The organism is Hydrogenophaga sp. PAMC20947 (assembly GCF_004795855.1).
Lineage (GTDB): Bacteria > Pseudomonadota > Gammaproteobacteria > Burkholderiales > Burkholderiaceae_C > Hydrogenophaga.
In genome coordinates this window covers 2,667,535-2,692,127 of the sequence record NZ_CP039252.1, presented here as the reverse complement: position 1 = coordinate 2,692,127, position 24,593 = coordinate 2,667,535, and the positions used below count along the sequence as shown (strand labels likewise).

General features: G+C 57.8%; 24 protein-coding genes and 1 tRNA gene. 17 read left to right on the top strand and 8 right to left on the bottom strand.

The genetic code is table 11. The annotated features are described in order from the left end of the window. Window positions 1-117: 117 nt before the first annotated feature. From petA to E5678_RS12060, 11 genes are all read left to right on the top strand, one after another. On the top strand, window positions 118-729 hold the full coding sequence (petA, locus tag E5678_RS12115; protein WP_136178763.1) for a ubiquinol-cytochrome c reductase iron-sulfur subunit: 612 nt from the start codon (window positions 118-120) through the stop codon (window positions 727-729). Between the two features lie 37 nt (window positions 730-766). Next, entirely contained in the window at window positions 767-2,170 is a 1,404-nt protein-coding gene (locus E5678_RS12110) for a cytochrome bc complex cytochrome b subunit (RefSeq protein ID WP_136178762.1), read from the top strand. A gap of 31 nt (window positions 2,171-2,201) precedes the next feature. Then, the gene (locus E5678_RS12105) at window positions 2,202-2,957 is read left to right on the top strand and encodes a cytochrome c1 (RefSeq protein ID WP_136178761.1); all 756 of its coding nucleotides are present in this window, start codon (window positions 2,202-2,204) and stop codon (window positions 2,955-2,957) included. Between the two features lie 118 nt (window positions 2,958-3,075). After that, a complete protein-coding gene (locus E5678_RS12100; protein WP_136178760.1) occupies window positions 3,076-3,687 on the top strand; it encodes a glutathione S-transferase N-terminal domain-containing protein in 612 nt (203 codons plus the stop codon). Window positions 3,688-3,738: 51 nt separating this feature from the next. Beyond that, entirely contained in the window at window positions 3,739-4,275 is a 537-nt protein-coding gene (locus tag E5678_RS12095) for a ClpXP protease specificity-enhancing factor (RefSeq protein WP_210731905.1), read from the top strand. Window positions 4,276-4,296: 21 nt separating this feature from the next. Beyond that, window positions 4,297-4,372 (top strand) — tRNA-Thr (locus E5678_RS12090). A 394-nt stretch (window positions 4,373-4,766) separates the two neighbouring features. Continuing rightward, entirely contained in the window at window positions 4,767-5,714 is a 948-nt protein-coding gene (locus E5678_RS12080; protein WP_247596759.1) for a M23 family metallopeptidase, read from the top strand. Window positions 5,715-5,880: 166 nt separating this feature from the next. Next, the gene (gene secA, locus E5678_RS12075; protein WP_136178758.1) at window positions 5,881-8,631 is read left to right on the top strand and encodes a preprotein translocase subunit SecA; all 2,751 of its coding nucleotides are present in this window, start codon (window positions 5,881-5,883) and stop codon (window positions 8,629-8,631) included. A gap of 76 nt (window positions 8,632-8,707) precedes the next feature. After that, entirely contained in the window at window positions 8,708-9,955 is a 1,248-nt protein-coding gene (gene argJ, locus E5678_RS12070) for a bifunctional glutamate N-acetyltransferase/amino-acid acetyltransferase ArgJ (protein WP_136178757.1), read from the top strand. After that, a complete protein-coding gene (locus E5678_RS12065) occupies window positions 9,952-10,836 on the top strand; it encodes an ATP-binding protein (protein WP_136178756.1) in 885 nt (294 codons plus the stop codon). Before argJ ends, E5678_RS12065 begins: the two co-directional genes overlap by 4 nt. 46 nt (window positions 10,837-10,882) lie before the next feature. Next, complete coding sequence (locus tag E5678_RS12060) at window positions 10,883-11,317, top strand: NUDIX domain-containing protein (protein ID WP_247597028.1); 435 nt, start codon at window positions 10,883-10,885, stop codon at window positions 11,315-11,317. A gap of 16 nt (window positions 11,318-11,333) precedes the next feature. Here E5678_RS12060 and E5678_RS12055 read toward each other — a convergent pair whose 3' ends face one another. The 7 genes from E5678_RS12055 to E5678_RS12025 form a co-directional block, all read right to left on the bottom strand. Next, window positions 11,334-11,537 (bottom strand): DNA gyrase inhibitor YacG, encoded by a 204-nt coding sequence (locus tag E5678_RS12055; protein WP_136178754.1) that lies wholly within the window; start codon window positions 11,535-11,537, stop codon window positions 11,334-11,336. Between the two features lie 6 nt (window positions 11,538-11,543). After that, window positions 11,544-12,299 carry a cell division protein ZapD gene (zapD, locus tag E5678_RS12050; protein WP_136178753.1) on the bottom strand — a complete coding sequence of 252 codons (756 nt, stop codon included), beginning with the start codon at window positions 12,297-12,299 and terminating at the stop codon, window positions 11,544-11,546. Between the two features lie 38 nt (window positions 12,300-12,337). Next, entirely contained in the window at window positions 12,338-12,871 is a 534-nt protein-coding gene (gene coaE, locus E5678_RS12045; protein ID WP_247597027.1) for a dephospho-CoA kinase, read from the bottom strand. A gap of 71 nt (window positions 12,872-12,942) precedes the next feature. Beyond that, on the bottom strand, window positions 12,943-13,800 hold the full coding sequence (locus tag E5678_RS12040) for an A24 family peptidase (RefSeq protein WP_136178751.1): 858 nt from the start codon (window positions 13,798-13,800) through the stop codon (window positions 12,943-12,945). Continuing rightward, window positions 13,800-15,017 carry a type II secretion system F family protein gene (locus E5678_RS12035; RefSeq protein WP_136178750.1) on the bottom strand — a complete coding sequence of 406 codons (1,218 nt, stop codon included), beginning with the start codon at window positions 15,015-15,017 and terminating at the stop codon, window positions 13,800-13,802. The genes E5678_RS12040 and E5678_RS12035 overlap by 1 nt, the downstream gene beginning before the upstream one ends. Before the next feature lie 31 nt (window positions 15,018-15,048). Then, window positions 15,049-16,788: a type IV-A pilus assembly ATPase PilB gene (gene pilB / locus E5678_RS12030; RefSeq protein WP_136178749.1), complete on the bottom strand. Its 1,740-nt coding sequence runs from the start codon at window positions 16,786-16,788 to the stop codon at window positions 15,049-15,051. Window positions 16,789-17,076: 288 nt separating this feature from the next. Continuing rightward, window positions 17,077-18,006, bottom strand: coding sequence for a polyprenyl synthetase family protein (locus E5678_RS12025; RefSeq protein WP_136180749.1), 930 nt, complete (start codon window positions 18,004-18,006; stop codon window positions 17,077-17,079). 274 nt (window positions 18,007-18,280) lie between these two features. On the opposite strand from E5678_RS12025, the gene rplU reads away from it, so the two are divergent. From rplU to proB, 4 genes are all read left to right on the top strand, one after another. Next, window positions 18,281-18,592 (top strand): 50S ribosomal protein L21, encoded by a 312-nt coding sequence (gene rplU / locus E5678_RS12020; RefSeq protein WP_066092426.1) that lies wholly within the window; start codon window positions 18,281-18,283, stop codon window positions 18,590-18,592. 15 nt (window positions 18,593-18,607) lie between these two features. After that, entirely contained in the window at window positions 18,608-18,865 is a 258-nt protein-coding gene (rpmA, locus tag E5678_RS12015) for a 50S ribosomal protein L27 (RefSeq protein ID WP_136178748.1), read from the top strand. A 129-nt stretch (window positions 18,866-18,994) separates the two neighbouring features. Further along, a complete protein-coding gene (gene cgtA / locus E5678_RS12010; protein WP_136178747.1) occupies window positions 18,995-20,071 on the top strand; it encodes an Obg family GTPase CgtA in 1,077 nt (358 codons plus the stop codon). A 72-nt stretch (window positions 20,072-20,143) separates the two neighbouring features. After that, complete coding sequence (proB, locus tag E5678_RS12005; protein WP_136180748.1) at window positions 20,144-21,277, top strand: glutamate 5-kinase; 1,134 nt, start codon at window positions 20,144-20,146, stop codon at window positions 21,275-21,277. A gap of 81 nt (window positions 21,278-21,358) precedes the next feature. Here proB and E5678_RS12000 read toward each other — a convergent pair whose 3' ends face one another. Beyond that, entirely contained in the window at window positions 21,359-21,988 is a 630-nt protein-coding gene (locus tag E5678_RS12000) for an RNA pyrophosphohydrolase (protein WP_136178746.1), read from the bottom strand. A 197-nt stretch (window positions 21,989-22,185) separates the two neighbouring features. On the opposite strand from E5678_RS12000, the gene E5678_RS11995 reads away from it, so the two are divergent. Further along, entirely contained in the window at window positions 22,186-23,934 is a 1,749-nt protein-coding gene (locus E5678_RS11995) for a proline--tRNA ligase (protein ID WP_136178745.1), read from the top strand. An 8-nt stretch (window positions 23,935-23,942) separates the two neighbouring features. Then, the gene (locus E5678_RS11990; RefSeq protein WP_136180747.1) at window positions 23,943-24,587 is read left to right on the top strand and encodes a lytic transglycosylase domain-containing protein; all 645 of its coding nucleotides are present in this window, start codon (window positions 23,943-23,945) and stop codon (window positions 24,585-24,587) included. Window positions 24,588-24,593: the final 6 nt, after the last annotated feature.

Genomic DNA, 24,593 nt, shown 5'->3' with positions numbered 1-24,593 from the left:
CCGTCACAATGTCCTACTGCGGGGCTCAGTCCCGGGCCTGACCCTTGTTACCGTCCGGTACAATGCCGGGTTGACCCCAGTGGGTCCCCCATTCAGAAACGACTTTGAAAGAAATCCATGAGTGAAGCAACCGTTGGAGCGCCTGCAGTGGACAGCAGTCGTCGAACTTGGCTGATCACCTCCGCCGCTATGGGTGGTGTGGGCGCGGCAGCCGTCGCAGTCCCTTTTGTGAGCTCCTTCCAGCCATCCGAGCGCGCCAAAGCGGCAGGCGCCTCCGTGGAAGTGGATATTTCTGATGTGGCGCCTGGCACGAAAAAAGTCGTTGCCTGGCGCGGCAAACCGATCTGGATCATGCGCCGCACGGAAGAAGAGTTGGCCAACCTGGCCAAGATCGAAGGTGACCTGGCAGACCCCAATTCCGAACGCAAAACATACCCCACGCCGGCATACGCGCTGAATCAGCACCGGTCCATCAAGCCCGAGTATTTCATCGGCATCGGTATTTGCACCCACCTGGGGTGCTCGCCGGGCGACAAATTCACCACAGGCCCGCAGCCTTCGCTGCCCGACAACTGGGTGGGGGGCTACTTGTGCGCTTGCCACGGCTCGACATTTGACCTTGCTGGGCGCGTGTTCAAGAACAAGCCAGCACCCGACAACCTGGAAATCCCGCCTCATTACTACGTGTCCGATACCGTGGTTTTGATTGGTGAAGATAAAGCGGCCTGAGCCGCTCTGCGCAGTCCACCGATCATTGAGGCAACCCATGGCTGAATTCAAAGAACTCCCTCCCGGTGCACCCGTCGGTGCGCAGGTGACCAACTGGTTTGAAAACCGTTTTCCGACCGCGTTTGATGCGTACCGCGTCCACATGTCGGAGTACTACGCTCCGAAAAACTTCAACTTCTGGTACATCTTCGGCTCGCTGGCCTTGCTGGTGCTGGTGATCCAGATCGTGACAGGCATCTTCCTGGTGATGCACTACAAGCCGGATGCAAACCTCGCGTTTGCGTCGGTTGAGTACATCATGCGCGACGTGCCGTGGGGCTGGTTGATCCGCTACATGCACTCTACGGGCGCATCGGCCTTCTTCGTGGTCGTGTATCTCCACATGTTCCGCGGATTGCTCTACGGCTCGTACCGCAAGCCGCGCGAGCTGGTGTGGATCTTTGGTTGCGCCATCTTTCTGGTGTTGATGGGTGAGGCCTTCATGGGTTACCTGTTGCCCTGGGGTCAGATGAGCTACTGGGGTGCTCAGGTGATCGTGAACCTGTTCTCCGCGATCCCGTTTGTTGGCCCCGATCTGGCTTTGCTGATCCGTGGCGACTTCGTGGTGGGTGACGCCACGTTGAATCGATTCTTCAGTTTCCACGTTATCGCCGTGCCGCTGGTGCTGCTGGGTCTGGTGGTCGCTCACTTGCTGGCTTTGCACGATGTGGGTTCGAACAACCCCGATGGCGTCGAAATCAAGGCGACCAAGGACGAAAAGGGTATTCCGCTGGACGGCATCCCCTTCCATCCTTACTACACCGTGCATGACATTTTTGGCGTGTCGGTGTTCCTGATGGTGTTTTCGGCGATTGTTTTCTTCGCGCCAGAGCTGGGCGGTTACTTCCTCGAGTACAACAACTTCATTCCGGCTGATCCGCTGGTGACGCCTTTGCACATTGCGCCTGTCTGGTACTTCACGCCGTTCTATTCGATGCTGCGTGCCATCACCGGTGAAATGGTCTATGTGCTCATGATCTGCGTGGTGCTGGGTGCGTTGCTGGGTGTGGCCAAAGCCAAAATCAGCGGCATGCTGAAAATGGCCGTGGTTGGCGCTGCCGTTGTGGCCGTGGGCCTGCTGTATGCGATTGATGCCAAGTTCTGGGGTGTCGTCGCCATGGGCGGCGCGGTGGTGATCCTGTTCTTCCTGCCCTGGCTGGACTTCAGTCCAGTGAAGTCGATCCGTTACCGTCCAAACTTGGTCAAGTGGCTCTACACGATCTTCGTGATCAACTTCCTGATTCTCGGCTATCTGGGCGTGCAGCCGCCATCCCCTGTGGGTGAGCGGGTGTCTCAGGTGGGTACCTTGTTCTATTTTGGTTTCTTCCTGCTGATGCCTTGGTGGAGTCGTCTGGGCGAGTTCAAGACGGTGCCCAGCCGCGTTACCTTCACGCCTCACTGAAGCCCTTCCTGTGACACGGAGAGTCAAACAAATGAAAAAAATTCTTCTGGGTTTTGCGCTGGCCTTGGGCCTGTCTGGCGCTGCAATGGCTGCTGGCGGGGGATTTCCGCTGGACAAGGCGCCCAACCGCACCAATGACATGGCCTCACTGCAAAACGGTGCGAAATTGTTTGTCAACTATTGCCTGAGTTGCCACTCGGCGGCCTACATGCGCTACAACCGCTTGCGCGACATTGGGCTCAATGACAAGCAGATCGCCGAAAACCTGACCTTCGCCACGGACAAAATCGGTGACACCATGAAAGCGTCCATCGACCCGAATCAGGCGAAAGAATGGTTCGGCGCCAACCCGCCCGACTTGACCGTGATCGCTCGCTCGCGTGCTGGTTCTGGCGGGACGGGCGCTGACTACATTTACACTTTCCTGCGCACGTTCTACCGTGACCCCGCCCGCCCAACGGGCTGGAACAACATGGTGTTCCACAACGTCGGCATGCCCAATCCGTTCTGGCAGTTGCAGGGAGAGCGTGAGCCAATCCATACCAAGGCAGAGAGCCATGGTGCTGAGGTCGAGGTGCTCAAGGGCTGGGAAGCCGTGAAGCCTGGCACCATGAGCGAAGCGGAATTCAACAACAACATGGGCGACCTCGTGGCCTACATGCAGTGGATGGCCGAGCCCGCTCAAAATACCCGTGTTCGCATCGGTGTCTGGGTGTTGTTGTTTTTGGCTGCCTTCACCCTGGTGGCGTGGCGTCTGAATGCCGCGTTCTGGAAAGACATCAAGTAATCACACATTGATCGGCCTCGCTAAACGGCGGGTCGAATCTTCACAGTGGCAGGGCTGGCGCCGCATGCATGCGGCCAAACGGTCCTCCACTGTTTTTTGCATTAAGGAGACTCTCACCATGATGGTTTTGTATTCGGGTACTACTTGCCCTTACTCCCACCGTTGCCGTTTCGTCTTGTTCGAAAAGGGCATGGACTTTGAAATTCGGGATGTGGACCTCTACAACAAGCCCGAAGACATCAGTGTGATGAACCCTTACGGGCAGGTGCCCATTTTGGTCGAACGCGACTTGATCCTCTACGAATCGAACATCATCAATGAGTACATCGATGAGCGATTTCCCCATCCGCAGCTGATGCCCGGCGACCCGGTGGATCGCGCGCGCGTCCGTCTGTTCTTGCTCAACTTTGAGAAAGAACTGTTCGCCCATGTTTCCGTGCTCGAGGCGCGCAGCGTCAAAGGCAATGAAAAGGCACTGGAAAAGGCCCGCTCGCATATTCGCGACCGCCTGACCCAGCTGGCGCCCGTGTTCCTGAAAAACAAATTCATGCTCGGCGATAACTTCTCGATGCTGGACGTCGCCATCGCACCCTTGCTCTGGCGCCTCGACTTCTACGGCATTGAGCTGAGCAAAAATGCAGCGCCGTTGCTGAAATACGCCGAGCGTATTTTTTCACGCCCTGCCTACATCGAAGCGCTCACACCTTCTGAAAAGGTGATGCGCAAGTAAAGCTGTGGCCGGTGCTCGAAGGGCACCGGCATTTTTGAACGAGCCAGGCCAGTGAACATTTCCGAGCAGGACAGCCCTTCTACCCGACCCTACCTGATTCGCGCATTGCATGAGTGGTGTAGCGATAATGGGTATTCGCCGTATCTCGCGGTACAGGTGGATGCTTCAGTGCAGGTGCCGATGGACTTCGTCAAGAACGGTGAGATCGTTCTCAACGTCAGCGTCGATGCGACCAGCAATCTGCGTTTGGGCAATGATTTTGTAGAGTTCAAGGCCCGCTTTGGTGGCGTCTCGCGCGATATCGTTGTGCCGATCAGCCATGTGGTGGCCATTTATGCCCGGGAAAATGGCCAGGGAATGGCCTTCCCTGCGCCAAGTCCGCGCGTCATCGCAGCGTTGGGTGCCGAGACAGAGATGCCTGAGGGCGAGGATTTGTCGCCGCCAGGGGGAGGTTCGGTGCGCCCACCGCTGAGGGCGGTACCGACCGAGCCCGCCGGAGAAGCCAATGCAGCTCATGAGGCCAGCGATACACCACCCGAGCCGCCACCGCCTCGCGGGGGTCGTCCGGTGCTCAAGCGGGTCAAGTAAAATAGCGACCGTTTCCCATTTGCCGCTTTAGCTCAGTTGGTAGAGCAATCGCCTTGTAAGCGATAGGTCGTCTGTTCGAGTCAGACAAGCGGCACCACTCACATCTCATTGGCATTGGTCAGCGAGCGTGGGATTGGACTTTCAGGCGAATCGAGGTAACCTGTCCGCCGTTGCGGACCAGTTCCTTCTGCAGGGCCGGCAGAAGTTGGCGCAGCTTTGTTGAGGCAGCGGCATTGCCGACGAGCAAACACCATTCACCCTCTTGGAGGGGGCCCGATTTGACGTGAGCACGCAAAGTGCTCGGGATCAGGTGCCTGACTTGGTCAAGGCACCACTGGGAGGCTTTGATGCGCTCCCTCAAGGCACCCAGCGAGGGCGCAGCATCTGCAGCCTCTTCTAGGCTGAAGGTGGTTTGTATCCGTTTGCCAGAGGTCATGCAAAAAGTGGGGAAAGCCGCCTCCAGGGCAGATCCATGAAGAAAGGTTGATTAAGTGCACATCATTATCACGGATGGCTGGCTGGCCAAAAGCCAGGCCATGCATCTGACGGGCATCCGTTTGGTCGGGCTCGGAGTCCTGGCATCCCTGTTGCTCATGCTGACTTCGGTCACCGCCTACCACTGGGTCTTTCTCGAGGGTGTGCGCCAGGGATGGCCGGGGTTCAGTTCAGTGGCTCGAATCGTGGCACCCAAGCGGGCAGAAACGTCGGCGCTGTATATGCGCGAAAACCTGGATGCCATGGCCCGCAAGCTGGGTGAAATGCAGGCGCGCATGATGCAGATCGATTCGCTCGGCGAACGTGTGGCAGGCCTGGCAGGCCTCAATCCCGAAGAGTTCAAACCTGCGCCCGCTGGCGCCGGTGGTGTGCTGGTGGGCGGGCGCTCTTTGAGCATGGATGCATTGAACAGCGCAATGGATGACTTGAGCCAACTCACGGGTTCGCGTGTTGATTGGCTCACGGTCGTTGAATCCAGGCTCTTTGATCAACAGATGCAACGCAATCTGGTTCCCACACAGGAGCCTGTTTTGGGTGCTCGAGTGGGTTCCCCATTTGGATTCAGAATCGATCCCATCACAGGCAAAAGTGCGCTCCACACGGGTCTCGATTTTCCTGCTGACACGGGAACGCCCATTTTTGCGGCTGCAGGGGGTGTAGTGATCGTGCAAGACGAACACCACGCCTATGGGAACATGATCGAAGTGGATCACGGTAACAACCTGATCACCCGCTATGCGCACGCTTCTCGGGTCTTTGTCAAAAAGGGCGACATCATCAAGCGGGGTCAAAAAATTGCCGAAGTGGGATCAACGGGCCGATCCACCGGTCCGCACCTGCATTTCGAAGTCTGGGTGGCGGGCGTGGTCCAAGATCCACGGCGTTTCCTCAACGCCGGTGAAAATCTTGCGGCCGCCGAACTTCGCGCCCCGCGCAAGCCCTGAAGCTGCCTTAAGTGGGCACCCGTTAAAATCTGAGCTTTTGCTCTTGAAACAGCAGCAATCGCCGGCAGATCAGGGGCATCCCGAGGCTGGTCGGTGACACTGGCAAAAAATTCCTGTTATTTAACTCTGGCCTGACCGCTTCTGGCGGTGAGGCCTGACTGCACGTATGGCCACAAACATTCTCACCAAAATATTCGGTAGTCGCAATGATCGATTGCTCAAGACCTACCGCAAAACGGTGGAGCACATCAATGGCCTTGAACCGCAATTCGAGAAGCTCAGCGACGATGAGCTGAAGGGGCAAACAGAAGTCTTCAAAAAACGGATTGCGGACGGGGAAGCATTGGAGGCGGTCTTGCCAGAGGCATTTGCCGTGGTGAGGGAGGCGAGCAAACGTGTCATGAAAATGCGTCACTTTGATGTCCAGATGGTGGGCGGCCTGGCTCTTCACCACGGCAAAGTGGCTGAAATGCGCACGGGAGAGGGCAAAACGCTGACCGCGACTTTGCCGGTCTATCTCAATGCCCTGACTGGCAAAGGCGTGCATGTCGTGACCGTGAACGACTACCTTGCCAGCCGCGACGCCCAATGGATGGGACGTCTATACACTTTCCTCGGACTCCGTGTCGGCATCAATCTTCCCCAGGCCCCCCGGGAGGAAAAGCAGGCAGCCTACCAGGCTGACATCACCTACGGCACCAACAACGAGTATGGATTTGACTACCTCCGCGACAACATGGTCTACGAGGTCGCTGATCGTGTTCAGCGGGGCCTGAACTACGCCATCGTTGACGAAGTCGACTCCATTCTGATTGACGAGGCACGCACGCCTTTGATCATCAGTGGGCAGGCCGAGGATCAGACGCAGGTATACCAGGCGATCAAGGCGCTGGTGCACCATCTGGTTCGTCAAGAGGGCGAGGCAGACCCACGCACCGGAGAGGGTGTGATCAAGGCAGGCGATTTCACCGTGGACGAGAAGGGGCACTCGATTCACATGACAGAGCAAGGCCATGAGAATGCCGAGCGCTTGCTTAGCGAGGCAGGGCTCTTGCCCGAAGGTGCTTCTCTGTACGATCCATCCAACATCGCGCTGATGCACAACCTGGTGACGTCACTCAAGGCGCACCACCTGTACCACCGCGATCAGCACTACGTGAATCAGGCGGGTGAGATCGTCATCGTGGATGAGTTCACCGGTCGCCTGATGTCAGGCCGCCGATGGAGCGACGGACTTCACCAGGCGGTCGAGGCGAAAGAAGGCGTGGCCATCCAGCCAGAGAACCAGACCTTGGCATCGATCACCTTTCAAAACTATTTCCGCTTGTACGGCAAGCTGTCGGGCATGACTGGCACCGCCGATACAGAAGCGTATGAGTTCCAGGAAATTTACGGACTGGAAACGGTGGTGATTCCCGCCAACCGCCCGAGCAAGCGAAACGATCAGCTGGATCGCGTTTATAAGACCACGCAGGAAAAGTACGCTGCAGCGATCCAGGATATCCGGGAGTGCCACGAACGTGGGCAGCCGGTGCTGGTCGGAACTTCTTCGATCGAAAACTCCGAAATCATCGCGGAACTGCTCGTCAAAGAAAACCTCCCCCACGAAGTGCTCAACGCCAAGCAGCATGCACGCGAGGCTGACATCATCGTGCAGGCGGGGCAGCCTTCTGCCATCACGATCGCCACCAACATGGCGGGTCGGGGAACCGACATCGTTCTTGGTGGAAACCTTGAAAAAATGCTGGCTATCGTCGAAACAGACGAATCTCTGGATGAGACGGCCAAGGCCAATCGCCTTGAAGCAGTGCGCACACAATGGCAGGCGGATCAAGACAAAGTCAAGGCTTTGGGCGGCTTGCGCATCATTGCCACCGAGCGCCATGAGAGCCGCCGTATCGACAACCAGCTTCGTGGACGCTCAGGCCGCCAGGGGGACCCGGGCTCTTCCCGCTTCTACCTGAGCCTTGACGATTCGCTGATGCGCATCTTCGCGGGGGACCGCGTGCGGGCCATCATGGATCGCCTGAAGATGCCTGAGGGTGAGGCGATTGAAGCGGGCATGGTCACACGGAGCATTGAAAGTGCCCAGCGCAAGGTTGAGGCGCGCAACTTCGATATTCGCAAGCAACTGCTGGAGTACGACGACGTCTCCAATGATCAACGCAAAGTGATCTATCAGCAACGCAACGACATTCTCGACGCGGCCGATCTGCGTGCCCAGATTGATGCACTGCGCGATGGCGCTTTTACCGATTTGGTGCGCCAGTTCGTTCCCGAGGGCAGTGTGGAAGAGCAGTGGGATCTTGCGAACTTAGAAAAAGCGCTCAATGACGAATGGATTGTTGATGCTCCTGTGGCTTCCTGGGTTTCGGATGCCGATTCCATTGACTCTGAGGAAGTGGTTGAGCGCGTCCTTGCGGCGGCCAAGTCCGCTTTCTCCGAGAAGTTGACTTTGGTGGGCGAAGAGAACTTCACCCAGTTCGAGCGCATGGTGCTGCTGCAGACGATCGACAGCCAGTGGCGCGAGCATTTGTCAGCCCTGGATTACCTGCGACAAGGTATTCATCTGCGTGGCTACGCCCAGAAGCAGCCCAAGCAAGAGTACAAACGTGAAGCATTTGTGTTGTTTGGGCAATTGCTGGACAGCGTGAAAAACGACGTGACCCGCATTTTGATGAACGTGAAAGTTCAATCGGCCGAGCAGGTGGCCGATGCCGCAGAACAAATTGAAGAGCGTGGCGAACAAATGGTCAACGTGACGTACACCGCGCCAAACGAAACGGGTGACCCCGAGAGCGTGGGGGCCGTTTCGGATACCGCACCTGAGGGAGACGTCGTGCGCGTTGGGCGCAACGAGCCTTGCCCTTGTGGCAGTGGCAAGAAATACAAGCACTGCCACGGCCAATTGACCTGACTGCGCCATCGTTTTGCCCTCGTCGGCAAGTCCAGCAGCAGGCTGGGCTCTTGAATCGACTTTTTTTGGAGTTTTTATGCCAGTTCTCCTTCAAACACCCGACGTGGCGGATCTGTTGGCGATATCCGGCGTGCGGATCGGTGTGGCCGAGGCGGCCATCCGCAAGGTCAACCGCAAAGACCTGACCATTTTTTTGGTGGAAGAGGGGTGCGCGGTGGGTGCCGTGTTCACACAGAACCGCTTTGCCGCCGCACCCGTGCAGGTTTGTCGTGAGCATCTGGCTGCTGGCCAACCAATTCGCGCGATCGTGATCAATACAGGGAATGCCAACGCCGGAACAGGGGCGTCTGGGCTGTCAGACGCTCGACAAACCTGTGCTGCTCTGGCGCGAGCCATGGGCTTTCAGCACGAGCAGGTGTTGCCGTTTTCCACCGGTGTGATCATGGAGCCCTTGCCATTGGACCGCCTGTTGGCGGGTCTGCCCAAGGCGCTTGAAAGCGCCGGGTCGGGGCAGGCGGGCGAGGCGGCCCGTTGGCTGCTGGCTGCCGAAGCCATCATGACCACCGACACCTTGCCCAAAGCCGCCAGCGTGGGCTGGACCTCGGCGGAAAAAAGGTTCAGTGCCACTGGCATTGCCAAAGGGGCGGGCATGATCCGTCCCAATATGGCCACCATGCTCGGCTTTCTCGCGACCGATGCGGCGGTGGAGCCTGCGCTGATGAACCAATTGGCCAAACAATTGGCAGACGCTTCTTTTAACCGTGTCACCGTCGACGGTGACACATCGACCAATGACTCCTTTGTGGTGCTGGCAACGGGGCAAGCCGGCAACAAACCCATTGCCGATCTGAATACACCAGATGGTCAAGCGTTGGTCAAGGCACTGACGCAGGTGGCCCAGGTTTTGGCTCACGCAATCGTTCGAGATGGTGAAGGCGCGACCAAATTCATCACTATCCAGGTGGATGGTGGGCGAAATACAGAAGAGTGTTTGAAGGTAGCCTACGCTGTGGCGCATTCGCCGCTTGTGAAAACAGCCTTCTTTGCCAGCGATCCCAATTTGGGTCGCATTCTGGCGGCGGTGGGTTATGCGGGCATTTCTGACCTTGATGCAACACAGATTGAGTTGCATCTGGGTGACGTGCATGTGGTGACGGCGGGCGGGCGACACCCGCAATACCGTGAGGAAGACGGACAACGGGTGATGAAAGAGCCTGAAATTCTGGTGCGAATCGGGTTGCAGCGTGGAACGGTCAGCGACACCGTCTGGACTTGCGACCTCAGCCACGACTACGTGACCATCAATGCCGATTACCGCTCATGACCCTTTCGCTTGAACGTTTGCTGGAACGCGCGGAACAATTGATACAGCGTATCGAATCGGTGCTTCCACAACCGCTGGGGGCGCCCGATTGGGACGCATCGGTGGCCTATCGCTACCGCAAACGCAGCAGCGGTCATGGCGTCCTGGAACCCGTGCGCCAGGTGGCCCAGATGCATTTGTCAGATCTTCAGGAGATTGACGGCCAAAAAGAAAAAATTCAACGCAATACCTTGCAATTTGTGCAAGGCCTGCCGGCGAACAATGTCTTGCTGACGGGTGCAAGAGGTACCGGCAAGTCGTCCTTGGTGAAGGCGTGCCTGGGCGAGTACATGCACCTTGGTCTGCGCTTGATTGAAGTCGACAAATCTGATTTGGTGGATTTGCCAGACATCGTTGACGTGGTTTCTGATCGGCCAGAGCGCTTCATCGTGTTCTGTGATGATTTGAGCTTCGAAGATGGTGAGCCGGGCTACAAGGCCTTGAAGTCGATCCTGGACGGTTCGATCTCTGCGGCGGGTCAGAACATTTTGATTTATGCGACCAGCAATCGCCGGCACCTGCTGCCTGAATACATGAAGGAAAACCTCAGCTACACCCACACCGCCGATGGCGAGGTTCACCCGGGCGAGGTAGTGGAGGAAAAAATATCGCTCTCCGAGCGCTTTGGCCTCTGGGTGAGTTTTTATCCTTTCAGCCAAGAAGAGTACCTTGTGATCGTGTCCCAGTGGTTGTCCGTCATGGGTATTGAACCTGAAGAGGCTGTTGCAGCACATCCGCAGGCCTTGGTATGGGCGCTGGAGCGTGGCTCGCGCAGCGGCCGAGTGGCCTATCAGTTCGCACGGGATTTCGCAGGTGCCAGAGCGGCTTCACTGGCGTCCTGATGGGCGCGGCAAGGAAGCGATGACGAAACCCAGCGAACCAGTCTTGATGGTGGACGGAGATCTGCGTCGTCCGGAAGGATCCGATCGTCCGGAGGTTCATGTCGCTGTCGGGATCCTTATTGCCGGTGATGAGCGGTTCTTGCTAACTTCACGCCCCGTTGGCAAGGCCTACGCAGGGTACTGGGAGTTTCCCGGAGGCAAGCTGGAGGTGGGGGAGTCTGTGGAGCAGGCGTTGAGACGCGAGCTCCATGAAGAAATTGGCGTCACCATAGGCGAGGTCCACATTTGGAGAGACAAGCTGGTGGACTACCCCCACGCCCTCGTCAGGCTGCATTTTTGCAAGATTTACGAGTGGACAGGCGTGCTCGAAATGCGCGAAGGGCAAAGCTTCACATGGGAGCAGTTACCCGTGGTGTCAGCGCCGGTATTGCCCGGCACAGTGCCTGTGCTCGAATGGTTGGCGCTGGGGCGGGATGATTGAGCCACCCGGGTGACGATCAGCTTTGCTCGAAGCCAGGATCTTGGTTAACTTCTTGCTCGGGTAGTTTGAAGTCTTCGCTGGCCCACGCGCCCAGATCCATCTGCTTGCAGCGCTCGCTGCAAAATGGTCTGAAGCGATTGCCAGGTGAGTAAAGGCTCTGCCCTCGACACTGGGGACAGTCCACGGTTCTTGGCGCAGACTCAGGACGATGGCTGCTCATCGTTCCTCAAGCGCACAAAGTGAGTTCAAAAGCGGCATCTTCCACTGCGCTGTGGAGACGGTCGTCGTCACCGAGGCGCATGAGGCGCACAGAAAGCATGAGCCGATTGCCACTGATTTCCGGAATCAGGCCTGTTGAGGGATTGATGCCCAAGCGGAGCAACTGGAACGTCCGTCCTTGGGGCAGAATTTGTTGAAACTGTCCGCTCGGTGCGACCACTTTTTGAGGTGAACCTGAGTCGCGCAGCATTTTCATCAGCAAAGCAATGGCTTCCGCCAATGGAGCCAAATTTTGTACCCACTCTCTCAAGTCGGTCTGTCGCTGTTGGACGCTGTGGTGCTGCCAGTCAAAGTAGGCGGGCAGGTCAAACTCACACGTCCCTCCTGGAATACCGATTCGGCTGCGAATGCTCATCAACCAGTCGTTCTCCGTCAGAGCCTGGCCGGTTTTGCCTTGCAGCTTGTTGAGTTCGGAAAAACAGCCATCCAGTTCAGCAATCACTTCATCCAGCGCGCGCTCAGAAATAGCCGGGTTGCCTCTGTAGCTGTTGAGCTGCAGTTTGTGCCTGTCGATATCCTTCAGCACATCCGACTTCATGTCGGCCCTAGCCGCAACGTCCATGATTTCAAAGATGGTTTGAATCACGTAGTGATGATCGAGCGCGTGACTTCGGGGCAGCAACTCTTCGAGGCGCTGGAAGAGATGCTCCAGGCGCAGGTAGGTGCGGATGCGTTCGTTGAAGGGGTATTCGTACAGGATCACAGCGGAGAGTTGGTGCGGATGGGCAAGCGAGAGTTTCATCATAGCCCGAACTGGTGAGCACATCGAGCCACAAGAACTTCCAGGGCCTTGATATCTTCACCATCGTTCAGCAGCGCGGTGTCTGCGGCGGCCAAACGCTTCAAACGAGAGCACTGGCTGGAGATCACGGATTCGACCTGGCCACGGTCCCAGGCGTTGCGCCGTTGAACCCTTCGAATCTGGGTGTCCTCAGAGCAGTCTATGACAAGGATATGGTCCAACTGCCTTCGCCAATGGCTGCTTTCTACCAACAATGGGATGTCAAAGACCAGGCAAGACGCAGTGCTTGCTTGAATGCGCCGTTGAATTTCTTGGGCCACCAACGGGTGAATGATGCTCTCCAGAAGCTGCCTGTCTCGGGCCCTCCCAAACACCTGGGCCCTCATTTTTTCTCGGTCCATGGATCCGTCGAGGGCGACGAAGTCCGGACCGAACTGAGCTCCGATAGCGGGCATCGCGAGTCCACCGGCCTCGGTTGTCGCGCGGGAAATGGCGTCTGCGTCAATCACGTCTGCGCCTCGCAAACCCAACATCTCAGCCACGGTGCTTTTCCCACTGCCGATACCGCCTGTCAGGCCAATCCGCCACGGGGGGGCGCTCTTGCTCACAGCCCGATCAGGCTGAGGATGGCCTGTGGGCCAAAGATCATGGAAGTCAGTGCGGCCAATGCAAGAAAAGGCCCAAAGGGCACGTAGCCACCTTCGCGCAACTGACTGAACATCTTGATAGCGATGCCGACCATGGCGCCAATAACGGATGACATCAAGATCACAGGAATCAATGCTTGCCAGCCGAACCAAGCGCCAATGGCCGCGAACAGCTTGAAGTCGCCGTATCCCATGCCTTCTTTGCCGGTAGCCAGTTTGAATGCCCAGTACACCAGCCACAATGACAAATACCCTAAAACGGCACCCCACACGGCATCGGGCAGGGCCGTACCGCTCAGGTTCAGTGCGCTTGCGCACAAGCCCGCCCAAAGCAAGGGCAGGGTGATGTCGTCGGGCAGGAGGGTTGTATCCCAGTCAATACACGCCAAAGCCAAGACGGCAGCAGAAAAACCGCTCCAGGCAAGACCCGACCAAGTGAGCCCCCACTGCCAGCCACACCAAGCGAAGAGTCCGGCGCACACAAGCTCAACCGCCGGATAACGGGCTGAAATACCCGCATGACAGCCACGGCACCGACCCTTGAGCGCCACATAGCTGATCAAGGGAATGTTCTCAAACCATTGGATCGCATGCCCGCAATGGGGACACCGCGAACGGGGCACCATCAGATTGAACGCGGGCTGCGGCGTTGCTTCGAAGTTCTGGTCACCAACGGGATTGAGTTCAGCGCATTCCGCCACCCAGCGCAGTTCCATCATCTTGGGAAGACGGTGGATCACCACATTCAAAAAACTGCCGACCATCAGCCCCAGCAAGCCGAGTGCCAAGGCATCCAGCGCCTCCGTCCCGCCCATCAAACAACCTGACCCAGTTTGAAAATGGGCAGGTACATGGAGACCACGATGCCACCAATGATGGTTCCCAGAACCACGATGATGATGGGTTCCATCAAGCTGGAGATACCGGCAACCATGTCGTCAACCTCTGCCTCATAGAAGTCAGCAGCTTTGCCCAACATGTGATCGATGGAACCTGACTCCTCACCGATGGCGCACATTTGCAAAACCATGGACGGAAACAGGTTGGCGTTGGTCATGGCGTTGGTGAGACTGGTCCCGGTGGAGACTTCTTGCTGGATTCTTTCGGTGGCCATGGCATAGACCGAATTGCCCGATGCACCCCCCACAGAGTCCAGTGCCTCCACCAAAGGCACGCCCGCCGCAAACATCGTTGCCAGCGTTCTGGTCCACCGAGCGATCACAGATTTCTCCACCAATGTGCCGAAAATGGGCATCTTCAGCATCAGCCGGTCCATCACCCGCTGCATCTTTTCGTTTCGGCGCCAGGCCTGGAAGAAAAAGTACAGTCCCCCGCCGATGCCACCAAAGATCAGCCACCAGTATTCCGTGAAGAACTCACTGATGGCGATGACAAACAATGTTGGGCCGGGCAAGTCCGCGCCGAAGGATGAGAACACCTCTTTGAAAGAAGGGATCACAAAAATCATGATCACAGCCACCACCACAAAGGCGACAATAACAACGGAGATGGGGTACATCAAAGCCGACTTGATTTTCGACTTGATGGCCTCGGTCTTCTCCATGTAGACCGCCAGGCGGTCCAGCAACTCTTCCAGAATACCGGCAGTCTCTCCCGCTTCGATCAAGTTGCAATACAGCGTGTCAAAGTACAGCGGGTTTTTGCGGAAGGCGCCGCTGAGCGAGGTGCCGGTTTCAACATCGGAACGAATATCGTTCAACAGCTTGGATACATTGGGATTGGGATTCCCGCGGCCCACAATATCGAACGATTGCAGCAGGGGTACGCCTGCTTTCATCATGGTGGCGAGCTGGCGCGTGAAGATGGCGATGTCTTTGGGCTTGATGCGCTTGCCCGACGACATGCGGCGTTTTTTGACCTTGCCGGGCACAATGCCCTGGCGGCGCAGAGCCGCCAAGACCTGGTTCTGGCCGACTGCGCGTGTCTCCCCGCGGACCTGCTTGCCATTGCGGTCTTTGCCTTCCCATTCGAAGACAAAGTCCTTCACCTTTTTCAATGCTGCGGTTGCCATGTGTTCCTCTGGTGCTGTGTCCTGATCGGAACTATTCGTTGGTCACGCTGAGCACTTCTTCAAGAGAAGTGAGGCCCAGCTTGACCTTGAGCAGTCCAGATTGGCGCAGGGTTCTGACGCCCTCTTTGCCGGCTTGTTGTGCGATGTCGAGGGCGCTGCCACCCTTGAGAATGATGCGCTGTATTTCTTCCGAAATGGGCATGACCTGGTAGATACCCACCCGGCCCTTGTAGCCGTTGTTGCAAGCGCTGCAACCCACCGGTTTGTAGGGCGTCCAGGTGCCATCCAGCGCCTCCGCCGTGTATCCGGCGTCCAGCAGTGCTTTCCGCGGGACGTCCAAAGTCACTTTGCAGGTGGCGCACAGGCGCCTGGCCAAGCGCTGTGCCGTGATCAGGATGACGCTGGAAGCGATGTTGAAAACGGGTATTCCCATGTTCATCATGCGCGTGAGCGTCGTAGGCGCATCGTTGGTGTGCAGCGTAGAGAGCACCATGTGACCCGTCTGTGCGGCTTTGATGGAGATGTCCGCAGTTTCGAGGTCGCGAATCTCACCCACCATGATGACGTCTGGATCCTGGCGCAAGAAGGCCTTGAGCGCGGCGGCGAACGTCAAGCCAGCCTTCTCATTCACGTTGACCTGGTTGACGCCTGGCAAGTTGATCTCCGACGGATCTTCAGCCGTCGAGATGTTGATGCCGGGCTTGTTGAGTATGTTCAGGCAGGTGTACAAAGACACGGTCTTGCCTGAACCTGTTGGGCCGGTTACCAGAACCATCCCGTAGGGACGGGAAATCGCCTCCATCAGGCGCTCTTTTTCTTCGGGTTCATAACCCAGCGCATCGATACCCACCTTGGCGCTGCTGGGGTCGAGAATACGGATGACGATCTTCTCGCCGAAGAGGGTGGGCAACGAGCTCACCCGGAAATCGATCACCCGATCGGGACCCACTTTGAGCTTCATCCGCCCGTCTTGGGGGATCCGCTTCTCCGAAATGTCCATGCGGGAGATGACTTTGATCCGGGACGCTAGTTTGTCTTTGATCGCGATGGGGGGGGAGGCGATTTCCCGCAACTCCCCGTCTACCCGGAAGCGCACCCGGTAGGTGTGCTCGTAGGGCTCAAAGTGCAAGTCAGATGCCCGCATGTTGAAAGCGTCCAGAAGCATTTTGTGCAGGAACTTGACGACGGGGGCATCGTCAACTTCTGCCGAAACAGCTTTTTCGTTCGTTTCAACTTCCACAGTATCGGTGGACGCTTCGTCAAACTCGAAATCGCCCCCGATGATGTTGTCCATGGCCTCGTTGGCCGTGGTGGACAGCGCATCAACCAGCTTGCTGAGCTTGTCAAACTCGGCAATCACCCAATCGACACCCAGTTGGGTCGAAAACTTGATCTTTTCTGCGGCTTGCTGGTCAGATGGGTCGGCGGTTGCCACCAGCAAGCGGTTGTTGCGCTTGCTGAGCACCACAATGCGGTAGTCCGTGCAAATCTTGGAGTCGAGCAGGTTTTTGGGCAGCCGCTCTTGATCGATTGCATCCAGATCAAGAAGTGGCGCTGCAAATGCGATGGACATCGTGTGCGCGAGATCCGATGCCGACACGGCTCCGGAGCCAGTCAGCTCGGCAATGAAGCTTGTGCGTGCGCTTTGCGCTTTTTTGTACAGGTCCTCTGCGGCCTTTTGCCCCAGTTTTCCAGCGGAGACAAGCGCCCGCCCAAGCCCGGGCAAGGCCAGAGAGGGAGAGTCTTGGATGATCGTGTCAGCAGACGCCATAGAGCCGTAATCTATCTTAAATCAATGACTTGGCGGCTATTATTGACGCAACTTGTGCTGAAAGTACCGATTCACGCACTTCAAGCGTTGTATCGAGGTCGAGAGGGCCTTGCTTTCGTCACCAAGGCTGGCCTTTCCGCGGTCAGCGAAAGGCCAGGGCGGTCGAGAGAAGCGGGGATTGAGCCTGCGTTCACCGCGTACAGCAGCGTGTCGTTCTGCCTGGCTCAGCTGCACCCGCCTTGGAGGAGGGGAATTTGTGAACCTCCCGTCAGGGATCGGGAAAAGCGATCAGGTGCGGCGCTCCAGCAACCCTGCGGCCAATTCCAGCAACGCAGAAGAGTAGCGGTTGGTGGGGAGTTGCTGTGCGGCAGCAATGGCCCGCTGGGCTTCTGCAGCAGCAGTTTGCCGGGCGGATTCCAGGGCGCCGGTCGCGCGAATGATCGCGAGGATCTCACCCAGATGAGAAAGATCCCCCTCTTCGATGGCGTTTCGAAGAATGGCCTTTTCACGTTCGTTGGCTGTTTTGAGCGCGCAAATGATCGGCAGCGTAACTTTGCCTTCTCGCAGGTCATCACCGAGGTTCTTGCCCAGCAGGTCGGCGCTGCCTTCGTAGTCAAGGACGTCGTCGATGATTTGAAACGCGGTGCCCAGTGCCTGACCGTAGGTTGCACAAGCTGTTTCAATGGCCGATGAGCTGTTGGCGATGATCGGCGCCAGGCGAGCACTCGCCTCAAAGAGCTTGGCGGTCTTGGAGCGTATGACCCGCAAGTAGGCCGCCTCGTCCAGGGACGCATCGCGCATGTTCATCAGCTGTAGCACCTCGCCCTCGGCGATCACATTCGTGGCGTCAGACAACACCTGCATCACGCGCATGTTGTTCACGTCGACCATCATCTGAAAGGCGCGTGAGTAGAGGAAGTCGCCCACCAATACGCTCGGTGCATTGCCAAACGCCTCGTTGGCGGTAGGACGCCCCCTGCGCATTGTTGATTCATCCACGACATCGTCGTGCAGCAGTGTGGCGGTGTGGATGAATTCAACCACTGCAGCCAGGGTGAACCGGTCGGGATGGTGGTTTCCTAGAGCGCCGCTGATCAGGAGCAGCAGGGCGGGCCGAAGGCGTTTGCCGCCAGCCGAGATGATGTATTGCGCCACCTCGCGGACGAGCGGCACCTCGGTGGTGAGGCGCTCGCTGATCACGCGATCGACCTGTTGCATGTCCCCCAGGATGATGTCCAAGGGGTGGGCGGTGGTTGTAGCTGGGGGGGTCAAGATCGATGCCGGCAAGGGTTCGGGCCGAAGGGTTTAGGTCCCGATTATAGAAAGCGCGGTGTATGCGCAGGAAATGCGGGCGTCAGAGCGGGTGTTTGCATGCCCATGCGGTGGGCGGATTGCTGTGCTTGCGTCAGATTGGCAGTGCATGGTAAACTCTTGGGCTCGGTGGAATTCGTCTGCCGGGTTTCCACTTGTGGAATAATTTCAAGAGGTTCATATGTACGCGGTCATAAAAACCGGTGGCAAACAGTATCGTGTTGCTGCCGGCGAAAAAATTAAAGTAGAACAGATTGCTGCGGACGTGGGCCAAGAGATCGTGTTTGACCAGGTTCTGGCAGTCGGTAACGGCAGCGAGATCAAGGTGGGCACTCCCTTGGTTTCCGGCGCAACGGTCACGGTCACGGTTCTGGCACACGGCAGGCACGAAAAGGTCACCATCTTCAAGATGCGCCGTCGTAAGCACTACCAAAAGCGCCAAGGCCATCGTCAAAATTTCACCGAACTGCAAGTTGCGTCGATCGCAGGCTGAGAGGAGTAACCAAAAATGGCACAGAAAAAAGGCGGCGGCTCAACGCGAAACGGGCGCGATTCCAACCCCAAGATGCTTGGCGTGAAAAAATTTGGTGGTGAACTGGTTAGCGCCGGCGCCATCATCGTGCGCCAGCGCGGGACCCGATTCCACCCCGGCACCAATGTCGGCGTGGGCAAAGATCACACCTTGTTCGCCACGGCGACCGGTACTGTGAGCTTTGCGGTGAAGGGTGCTTTGAATCGCCAAATGGTGTTCGTCACCCCTGTTTGAGGGATGATGCGTCTTGTATGCGCAGTCCCTTGACGGGGTCAGGGCGGTACAAGCGACCATCGGCATTGCATTTAAAAAGGGCCCGCGATCGCGGGCCCTTTTGTGTTGGTACTTCGAGGAAAGAACGATATGAAATTTGTGGACGAGGCCACGATTGACGTTGCCGCTGGCGACGGGGGCAACGGCTGCGCTTCTTTTCGGCACGAGAAGTACAAAGAATTTGGTGGGCCTGATGGCGGCGACGGTGGTCGCGGCGGCCACGTACTGGCCGTTGCCGATGCCAGTCTGAACACGCTTGTGGATTTTCGCTTTACGCGACGGTTTGAAGCTCGCCGGGGTGAACACGGCAAAGGCTCTGATATGTTCGGTATCAAGGGCGATGACATTTTGCTCAAAATGCCCGTGGGCACCATCATTGCAGACGCAGAGACCGGTGAGGTTTTGCACGAGCTGCTGGAGCCTGGTGAGCAGATCACGCTCGCCAAAGGCGGCGATGGCGGTTTTGGCAACATGCATTTCAAGAGCTCAACCAACCGTTCACCGCGCAAAAAAACGCCAGGTTGGGTTGGCGAACGGCACACCCTCCAGCTGGAGCTCAAAGTGTTGGCCGATGTGGGTCTGCTCGGCATGCCGAATGCCGGAAAGTCCACTTTGATTGCGGCGGTCTCGAATGCCCGCCCAAAAATCGCGGACTATCCGTTTACGACACTGCACCCCAATCTGGGCGTGGTTCGGGTGGCGCCTGAGAAAAGTTTTGTGGTGGCCGATGTACCGGGTTTGATCGAGGGTGCGTCTGAAGGTGCGGGTCTGGGGCATCAATTTTTGCGCCACTTGCAGCGTACGCGTGTGCTGCTGCATCTGGTGGACGTGGCGCCCTTTGACGACAGCGTTGATCCGGTTGCACAGGCCAAGGCCATCGTGAAAGAACTGAAGAAGTTTGATCAAAAACTGTATGACAAGCCACGCTGGCTGGTGCTCAACAAACTGGATATGGTGCCGGCGGACGAGCGAGAGGCGCTGGTAAAAGGCATCGTCAAGCGGCTCAAGTTCAAGGGACCGGTCTTTGAAATCTCTGCGCTGACGCGCGAAGGTTGTGAGCGCTTGGTGCAGTCGGTGTACGAGTACCTCGCCAAGGAATTCCGCTCACATTTGCCAGAAGAGAACCCGGACCCCCGATTCGTGGAGCCCGATCCGCGCGGCATCTGAGTCGACCAATTTCTCTGCAACCCGATTATTTCCTGGCAGCCCATGAGCGATGTCGTGACTGACGCAAGTTTGATTTCCTTGTCTGCAGGGCCTCTGAAAAAGGCGCGGCGCATTGTGGTCAAGGTGGGCTCCAGCCTGGTGACCAATGAGGGCAGGGGTCTGGATGAAGAGGCGATTGGTCAGTGGAGTCAAGAGCTGGCAGCCCTGGTCAAACAAGGACGTGAGCTGATCATGGTCAGCAGCGGCGCGATCGCGGAGGGCATGAAACGGCTGGGTTGGACCGTCCGACCCAAAGAGGTCAATGAACTGCAGGCGGCCGCAGCCGTGGGGCAGATGGGTCTGGTGCAGATGTATGAGCGCAAACTGAGTGAGTGTGGCGTGCGCAGTGCCCAGGTCTTGCTCACGCATGCCGATCTGGCTGATCGGGAGCGGTATCTCAATGCCCGCTCGACCTTGCTTACGTTACTGAAGCTGGGGGTGGTCCCGGTGATCAACGAAAACGACACTGTGGTGAATGATGAGATCAAGTTTGGCGACAACGACACCCTGGGTGCCTTGGTGGCCAACTTGGTCGAGGCTGACGCTTTGGTGATCCTGACGGACCAGAAAGGCCTTTACACAGCCGATCCGCGGCGTGATCCAACCGCGGCGTTTGTGCACCAGGCCCTCGCCGGCGACCCCCTGCTGGAGGTGATGGCCGGAGGTGCGGGTTCGGGCATTGGCACGGGAGGCATGATCACAAAGATCCTGGCAGCCAAACGCGCGGCTGGATCAGGAGCTTCGACGGTGATTGCCTGGGGCCGGGAGCCCCAGGTCCTGCAACGCTTGTGCGAGGGCGAAGCCATCGGGACCTGCCTTCAGGCGAATACCGGCAAGAGCCAGGCCCGCAAGCGTTGGATGGCGGATCACCTCAAACTGTTTGGGGCGGTCGTGGTTGACGATGGCGCGGTCAGCAAGGTGGTGGGCGAAGGCAAGAGCCTGTTGCCCATTGGCATGACCGCCGTGGCCGGTGATTTTTCACGGGGCGATGTGATCGCCGTGCGAAGTGCGGACGGCCGAGAGATCGCACGCGGCCTTGCGAATTACGCCAGTTCAGAAGCACGTTTGTTGTGCCGAAAATCGTCCAGCGAGTTTGAGCGTTTGCTGGGTTACGTGGCCGAGCCCGAAATGATCCACCGAGACAACCTGGTCCTGACGCGTCTCTGACCGAGGCAACAGGGATGGCCTGTTGCGTCTGGTGCTTTTGATCTACCGTGTTTTCGACACAAGCGCAGTTGGGGAGTGGATTTAGCGCAGGTCGCTCTGAGGATCGGGGTCAAAACAGGCCCCGGGAGGCAGCTCCATGCCGGGGGGGCCGTCGTGTGTCGGCAACGCCGATGGCAGGCCGTCATCCATGGCGCGATGGCGGGTGACGTTACCGCGCAAGTAGCGGTTGCGGTGGTCGTTGCGAGGCAGGTAGCGGGCAAGCTCCGTGAGCGCCATTTCATAGACGCCGCGCTTGAATTCCACCACCACATCCAGGGGAACCCAGTAGTCGTGCCAGCGCCAAGCATCGAATTCGGGATGGCTGGTGGCGCGCAGATTGAGCTGCCAGTCGTGCGCGACCAAACGCAGCAGATACCAGATCTGTTTCTGGCCCTTGTAGTGACCTCGGGCATCGCGCCGGATGAATCGGTCGGGCACCTCGTAGCGCAACCAGTCCCGTGTACGGGCCACAATGTTCACGTGCTCGGGCATCAGCCCCACTTCTTCGTGCAGCTCTCGGTACATCGCCTGCTCTGGCGTTTCGCCCCGGTCGATGCCACCCTGTGGAAACTGCCAAGAGTGGGAGCGGATGCGTTTGCCCCAGAACACTTCGTTTTTCTGGTTGAGCAGAATGATGCCGACATTGGGCCTGAAGCCTTCTCTGTCAAGCATAATCAATCCCAAATTTCTATATTGTCTGGATTATGCATCGCGCTTGGTTGGTTGCGAAGTGATTGCCCACCTGTAGCCAATCAAAGCAGGGGTAAATCCCAATGCCTAACGGGTAAATGCTGCTCGGGCTGGGCCGCGTGCTTCCATTTCATACTTCTTTTGCCTTCTGCACGCCGTTGTCGCGGCCATCTTGTCTCATGAAAGCTTCACAGTTCTTTATTTCTACTCTCAAGGAAGCGCCCGCGGACGCCGAGGTCGTCAGCCACCAGTTGATGACCCGCGCGGGCATGATCAAGAAGCTGGGCGCAGGTATCTATACCTACATGCCCATGGGATTGCGTGTTATCCAGAAAGTGGAGCGCATCGTCCGCGAGGAAATGAACCGCGCGGGCGCCGTGGAGATGACCATGCCCGTGATTCAGCCTGCGGAGTATTGGCAGGAAACCGGCCGTTTTGAGAAAATGGGGCCCGAGCTCTTGCGCATTCGGGACCGCCATGGTCGGGACTTCATCGTGCAGCCGACCAGCGAAGAGGTTGTCACCGACATGGCGCGTCAGGAACTGCGCAGCTATAAGCAGCTGCCCAAAAATTTCTACCAGATCCAGACCAAATTTCGGGATGAACGGCGCCCGCGTTTTGGTCTGATGCGGGGGCGCGAGTTCATCATGAAGGACGCCTACAGCTTTGACCGCAATGAAGCCGCAGCCAAGGTGAGCTACCAGGGGATGGCGGCCGCTTATCGGCGCATCTTTGATCGGTTTGGGCTGCGTTACCGGGCAGTGGCGGCCGACAGCGGGGCGATTGGCGGGGATTTGAGCGAGGAATTCCAGGTGATCGCGGCGACAGGAGAAGATGCCATCGTGTATTGCCCCGGCAGCGAATACGCAGCCAATATGGAAAAGGCCGAGGCGGCGGCGCCCGCAGGGCCACGGCCCTCTGCGCTCAATGAGATGGTCAAAACACCTACGCCCGGCAAGAGCACATGCGCCAACGTGGCTGAGTTTCTGGGCGTCCCGCTGGCCACCACCGTTAAATCGCTGGTTCTGGCGACCGACGAGCTCAATGATGCGGGCGAGGTCATGAAGAGCCAAGTCTGGTTGCTGTTGCTGCGTGGGGACCATGACATGAACGAGGTCAAGGTCAACAAGCTGCCTGGCTTGAATGTGGGCTTCCGTTTTGCCACCGTGCCTGAGATCGAGTCACATTTCGGCAGCAAGCCGGGTTACCTGGGCCCGATTGGGTTGCTGAAGCCCGTGAATGTGGTGGTTGATCGTGATGTGGCGGTGATGTCCGACTGGATTTGTGGGGCCAATGAAACGGACTTCCACTACACGGGCGTGAGCTGGGGACGAGATCTGCCTGAGCCCGATCTGGTGGCTGATATCCGCAACGTGGTCGAAGGCGATGCGTCGCCCGATGGGCTGGGTATCTTGGCGATCGAACGGGGCATTGAGGTGGGTCATGTGTTTTACCTTGGGACCAAATACAGCAAGGCGATGAATGCCAGTTTCCTGGCGGAAGATGGCAAACCTGCACCCTTTGAAATGGGTTGTTATGGCATTGGTATCACCCGCCTGCCTGCTGCAGCGGTTGAGCAAAATCACGATGAGCGCGGCATGATATGGCCCGATGCATTGGCACCGTTCACGGTGGTTATTTGCCCTATTGGCATGGACCGCAGTGCAGAGGTCAAGTCAGCCGCTGAGGCGCTCTACGCAGAGCTGATAGCCGACGGCGTGGATGTCATTCTGGATGATCGTGGCGAGAGGCCAGGCGCTATGTTCGCGGATTGGGAGTTGATTGGTGTGCCCCACCGAGTGACCATTGGTGACAAGAGTTTGAAAGAAGGCCAGGTGGAGTACCAACATCGGCGCGACACTGCGGCCACCAAGGTGGCGACCGCAGACGTGGCGGGGATCCTGAAGAGCCGCCTGACCGCCGCATGAAGGTGGTGATGACAGGGGTACCGACACGGCGAGACTGCCTGACTTGGGCGGGCACGGCTGCCGCGGGGTTGAGTGGGCTTGGCAGTTTGGCGTTGCCCGAGCCGGTGTTTGCCGGCCAGGTGGAAGAGCCCTTGGCAGATTCGGTGCGGTCGACCTTGAGCTATGCCATCGCCAACAAGGCGCCGCCAGTACCTGAATTCACCACCACAGAAAAGCGCATGGATCACTTGCGCTGGTTGGGTGCCATGAGCGAACGCATGAAAAAGCGCAAGCCCGATTTCCAGACGCGCATCGAGTTCTTGCAAACGGTCTGGTACGAAACGCGGCGCGCGGGCCTGGACACCACGATGGTCATGGGGCTGATCCAGGTGGAGAGCGCGTTCCGCAAGTTTGCGATTTCAAGGGTGGGCGCCCGTGGCTACATGCAGATCATGCCCTTCTGGTCGCGCCTGATTGGCGATGGCGATGCAGGCAAGTTGTTCAACATGCAGGCGAACCTGCGGTTTGGCTGCGTGATCCTGCGCCACTACCTTGAGCGGGAGCGCGGCGATACCTTTCTGGCTCTGGGTCGTTACAACGGCAGCCGGGGACGTTCGGAATACCCGAACGCCGTGTATGCAGCGGCCAAGAACTGGGTTCATCCGGACGCCTGACTTCAG

Coding starts and splice junctions, on each gene's coding strand:
- petA (WP_136178763.1), top strand. CDS start 118: ATGAGTGAAGCAACCGTTGGAGCGCCTGCAGTGGACAGCAGTCGTCGA.
- E5678_RS12110 (WP_136178762.1), top strand. CDS start 767: ATGGCTGAATTCAAAGAACTCCCTCCCGGTGCACCCGTCGGTGCGCAG.
- E5678_RS12105 (WP_136178761.1), top strand. CDS start 2,202: ATGAAAAAAATTCTTCTGGGTTTTGCGCTGGCCTTGGGCCTGTCTGGC.
- E5678_RS12100 (WP_136178760.1), top strand. CDS start 3,076: ATGATGGTTTTGTATTCGGGTACTACTTGCCCTTACTCCCACCGTTGC.
- secA (WP_136178758.1), top strand. CDS start 5,881: ATGGCCACAAACATTCTCACCAAAATATTCGGTAGTCGCAATGATCGA.
- argJ (WP_136178757.1), top strand. CDS start 8,708: ATGCCAGTTCTCCTTCAAACACCCGACGTGGCGGATCTGTTGGCGATA.
- E5678_RS12065 (WP_136178756.1), top strand. CDS start 9,952: ATGACCCTTTCGCTTGAACGTTTGCTGGAACGCGCGGAACAATTGATA.
- E5678_RS12060 (WP_247597028.1), top strand. CDS start 10,883: ATGGTGGACGGAGATCTGCGTCGTCCGGAAGGATCCGATCGTCCGGAG.
- E5678_RS12055 (WP_136178754.1), bottom strand. CDS start 11,537: ATGAGCAGCCATCGTCCTGAGTCTGCGCCAAGAACCGTGGACTGTCCC.
- coaE (WP_247597027.1), bottom strand. CDS start 12,871: ATGTTGGGTTTGCGAGGCGCAGACGTGATTGACGCAGACGCCATTTCC.
- E5678_RS12040 (WP_136178751.1), bottom strand. CDS start 13,800: ATGGGCGGGACGGAGGCGCTGGATGCCTTGGCACTCGGCTTGCTGGGG.
- E5678_RS12035 (WP_136178750.1), bottom strand. CDS start 15,017: ATGGCAACCGCAGCATTGAAAAAGGTGAAGGACTTTGTCTTCGAATGG.
- pilB (WP_136178749.1), bottom strand. CDS start 16,788: ATGGCGTCTGCTGACACGATCATCCAAGACTCTCCCTCTCTGGCCTTG.
- E5678_RS12025 (WP_136180749.1), bottom strand. CDS start 18,006: ATGCAACAGGTCGATCGCGTGATCAGCGAGCGCCTCACCACCGAGGTG.
- rplU (WP_066092426.1), top strand. CDS start 18,281: ATGTACGCGGTCATAAAAACCGGTGGCAAACAGTATCGTGTTGCTGCC.
- rpmA (WP_136178748.1), top strand. CDS start 18,608: ATGGCACAGAAAAAAGGCGGCGGCTCAACGCGAAACGGGCGCGATTCC.
- cgtA (WP_136178747.1), top strand. CDS start 18,995: ATGAAATTTGTGGACGAGGCCACGATTGACGTTGCCGCTGGCGACGGG.
- E5678_RS12000 (WP_136178746.1), bottom strand. CDS start 21,988: ATGCTTGACAGAGAAGGCTTCAGGCCCAATGTCGGCATCATTCTGCTC.
- E5678_RS11995 (WP_136178745.1), top strand. CDS start 22,186: ATGAAAGCTTCACAGTTCTTTATTTCTACTCTCAAGGAAGCGCCCGCG.
- E5678_RS11990 (WP_136180747.1), top strand. CDS start 23,943: ATGACAGGGGTACCGACACGGCGAGACTGCCTGACTTGGGCGGGCACG.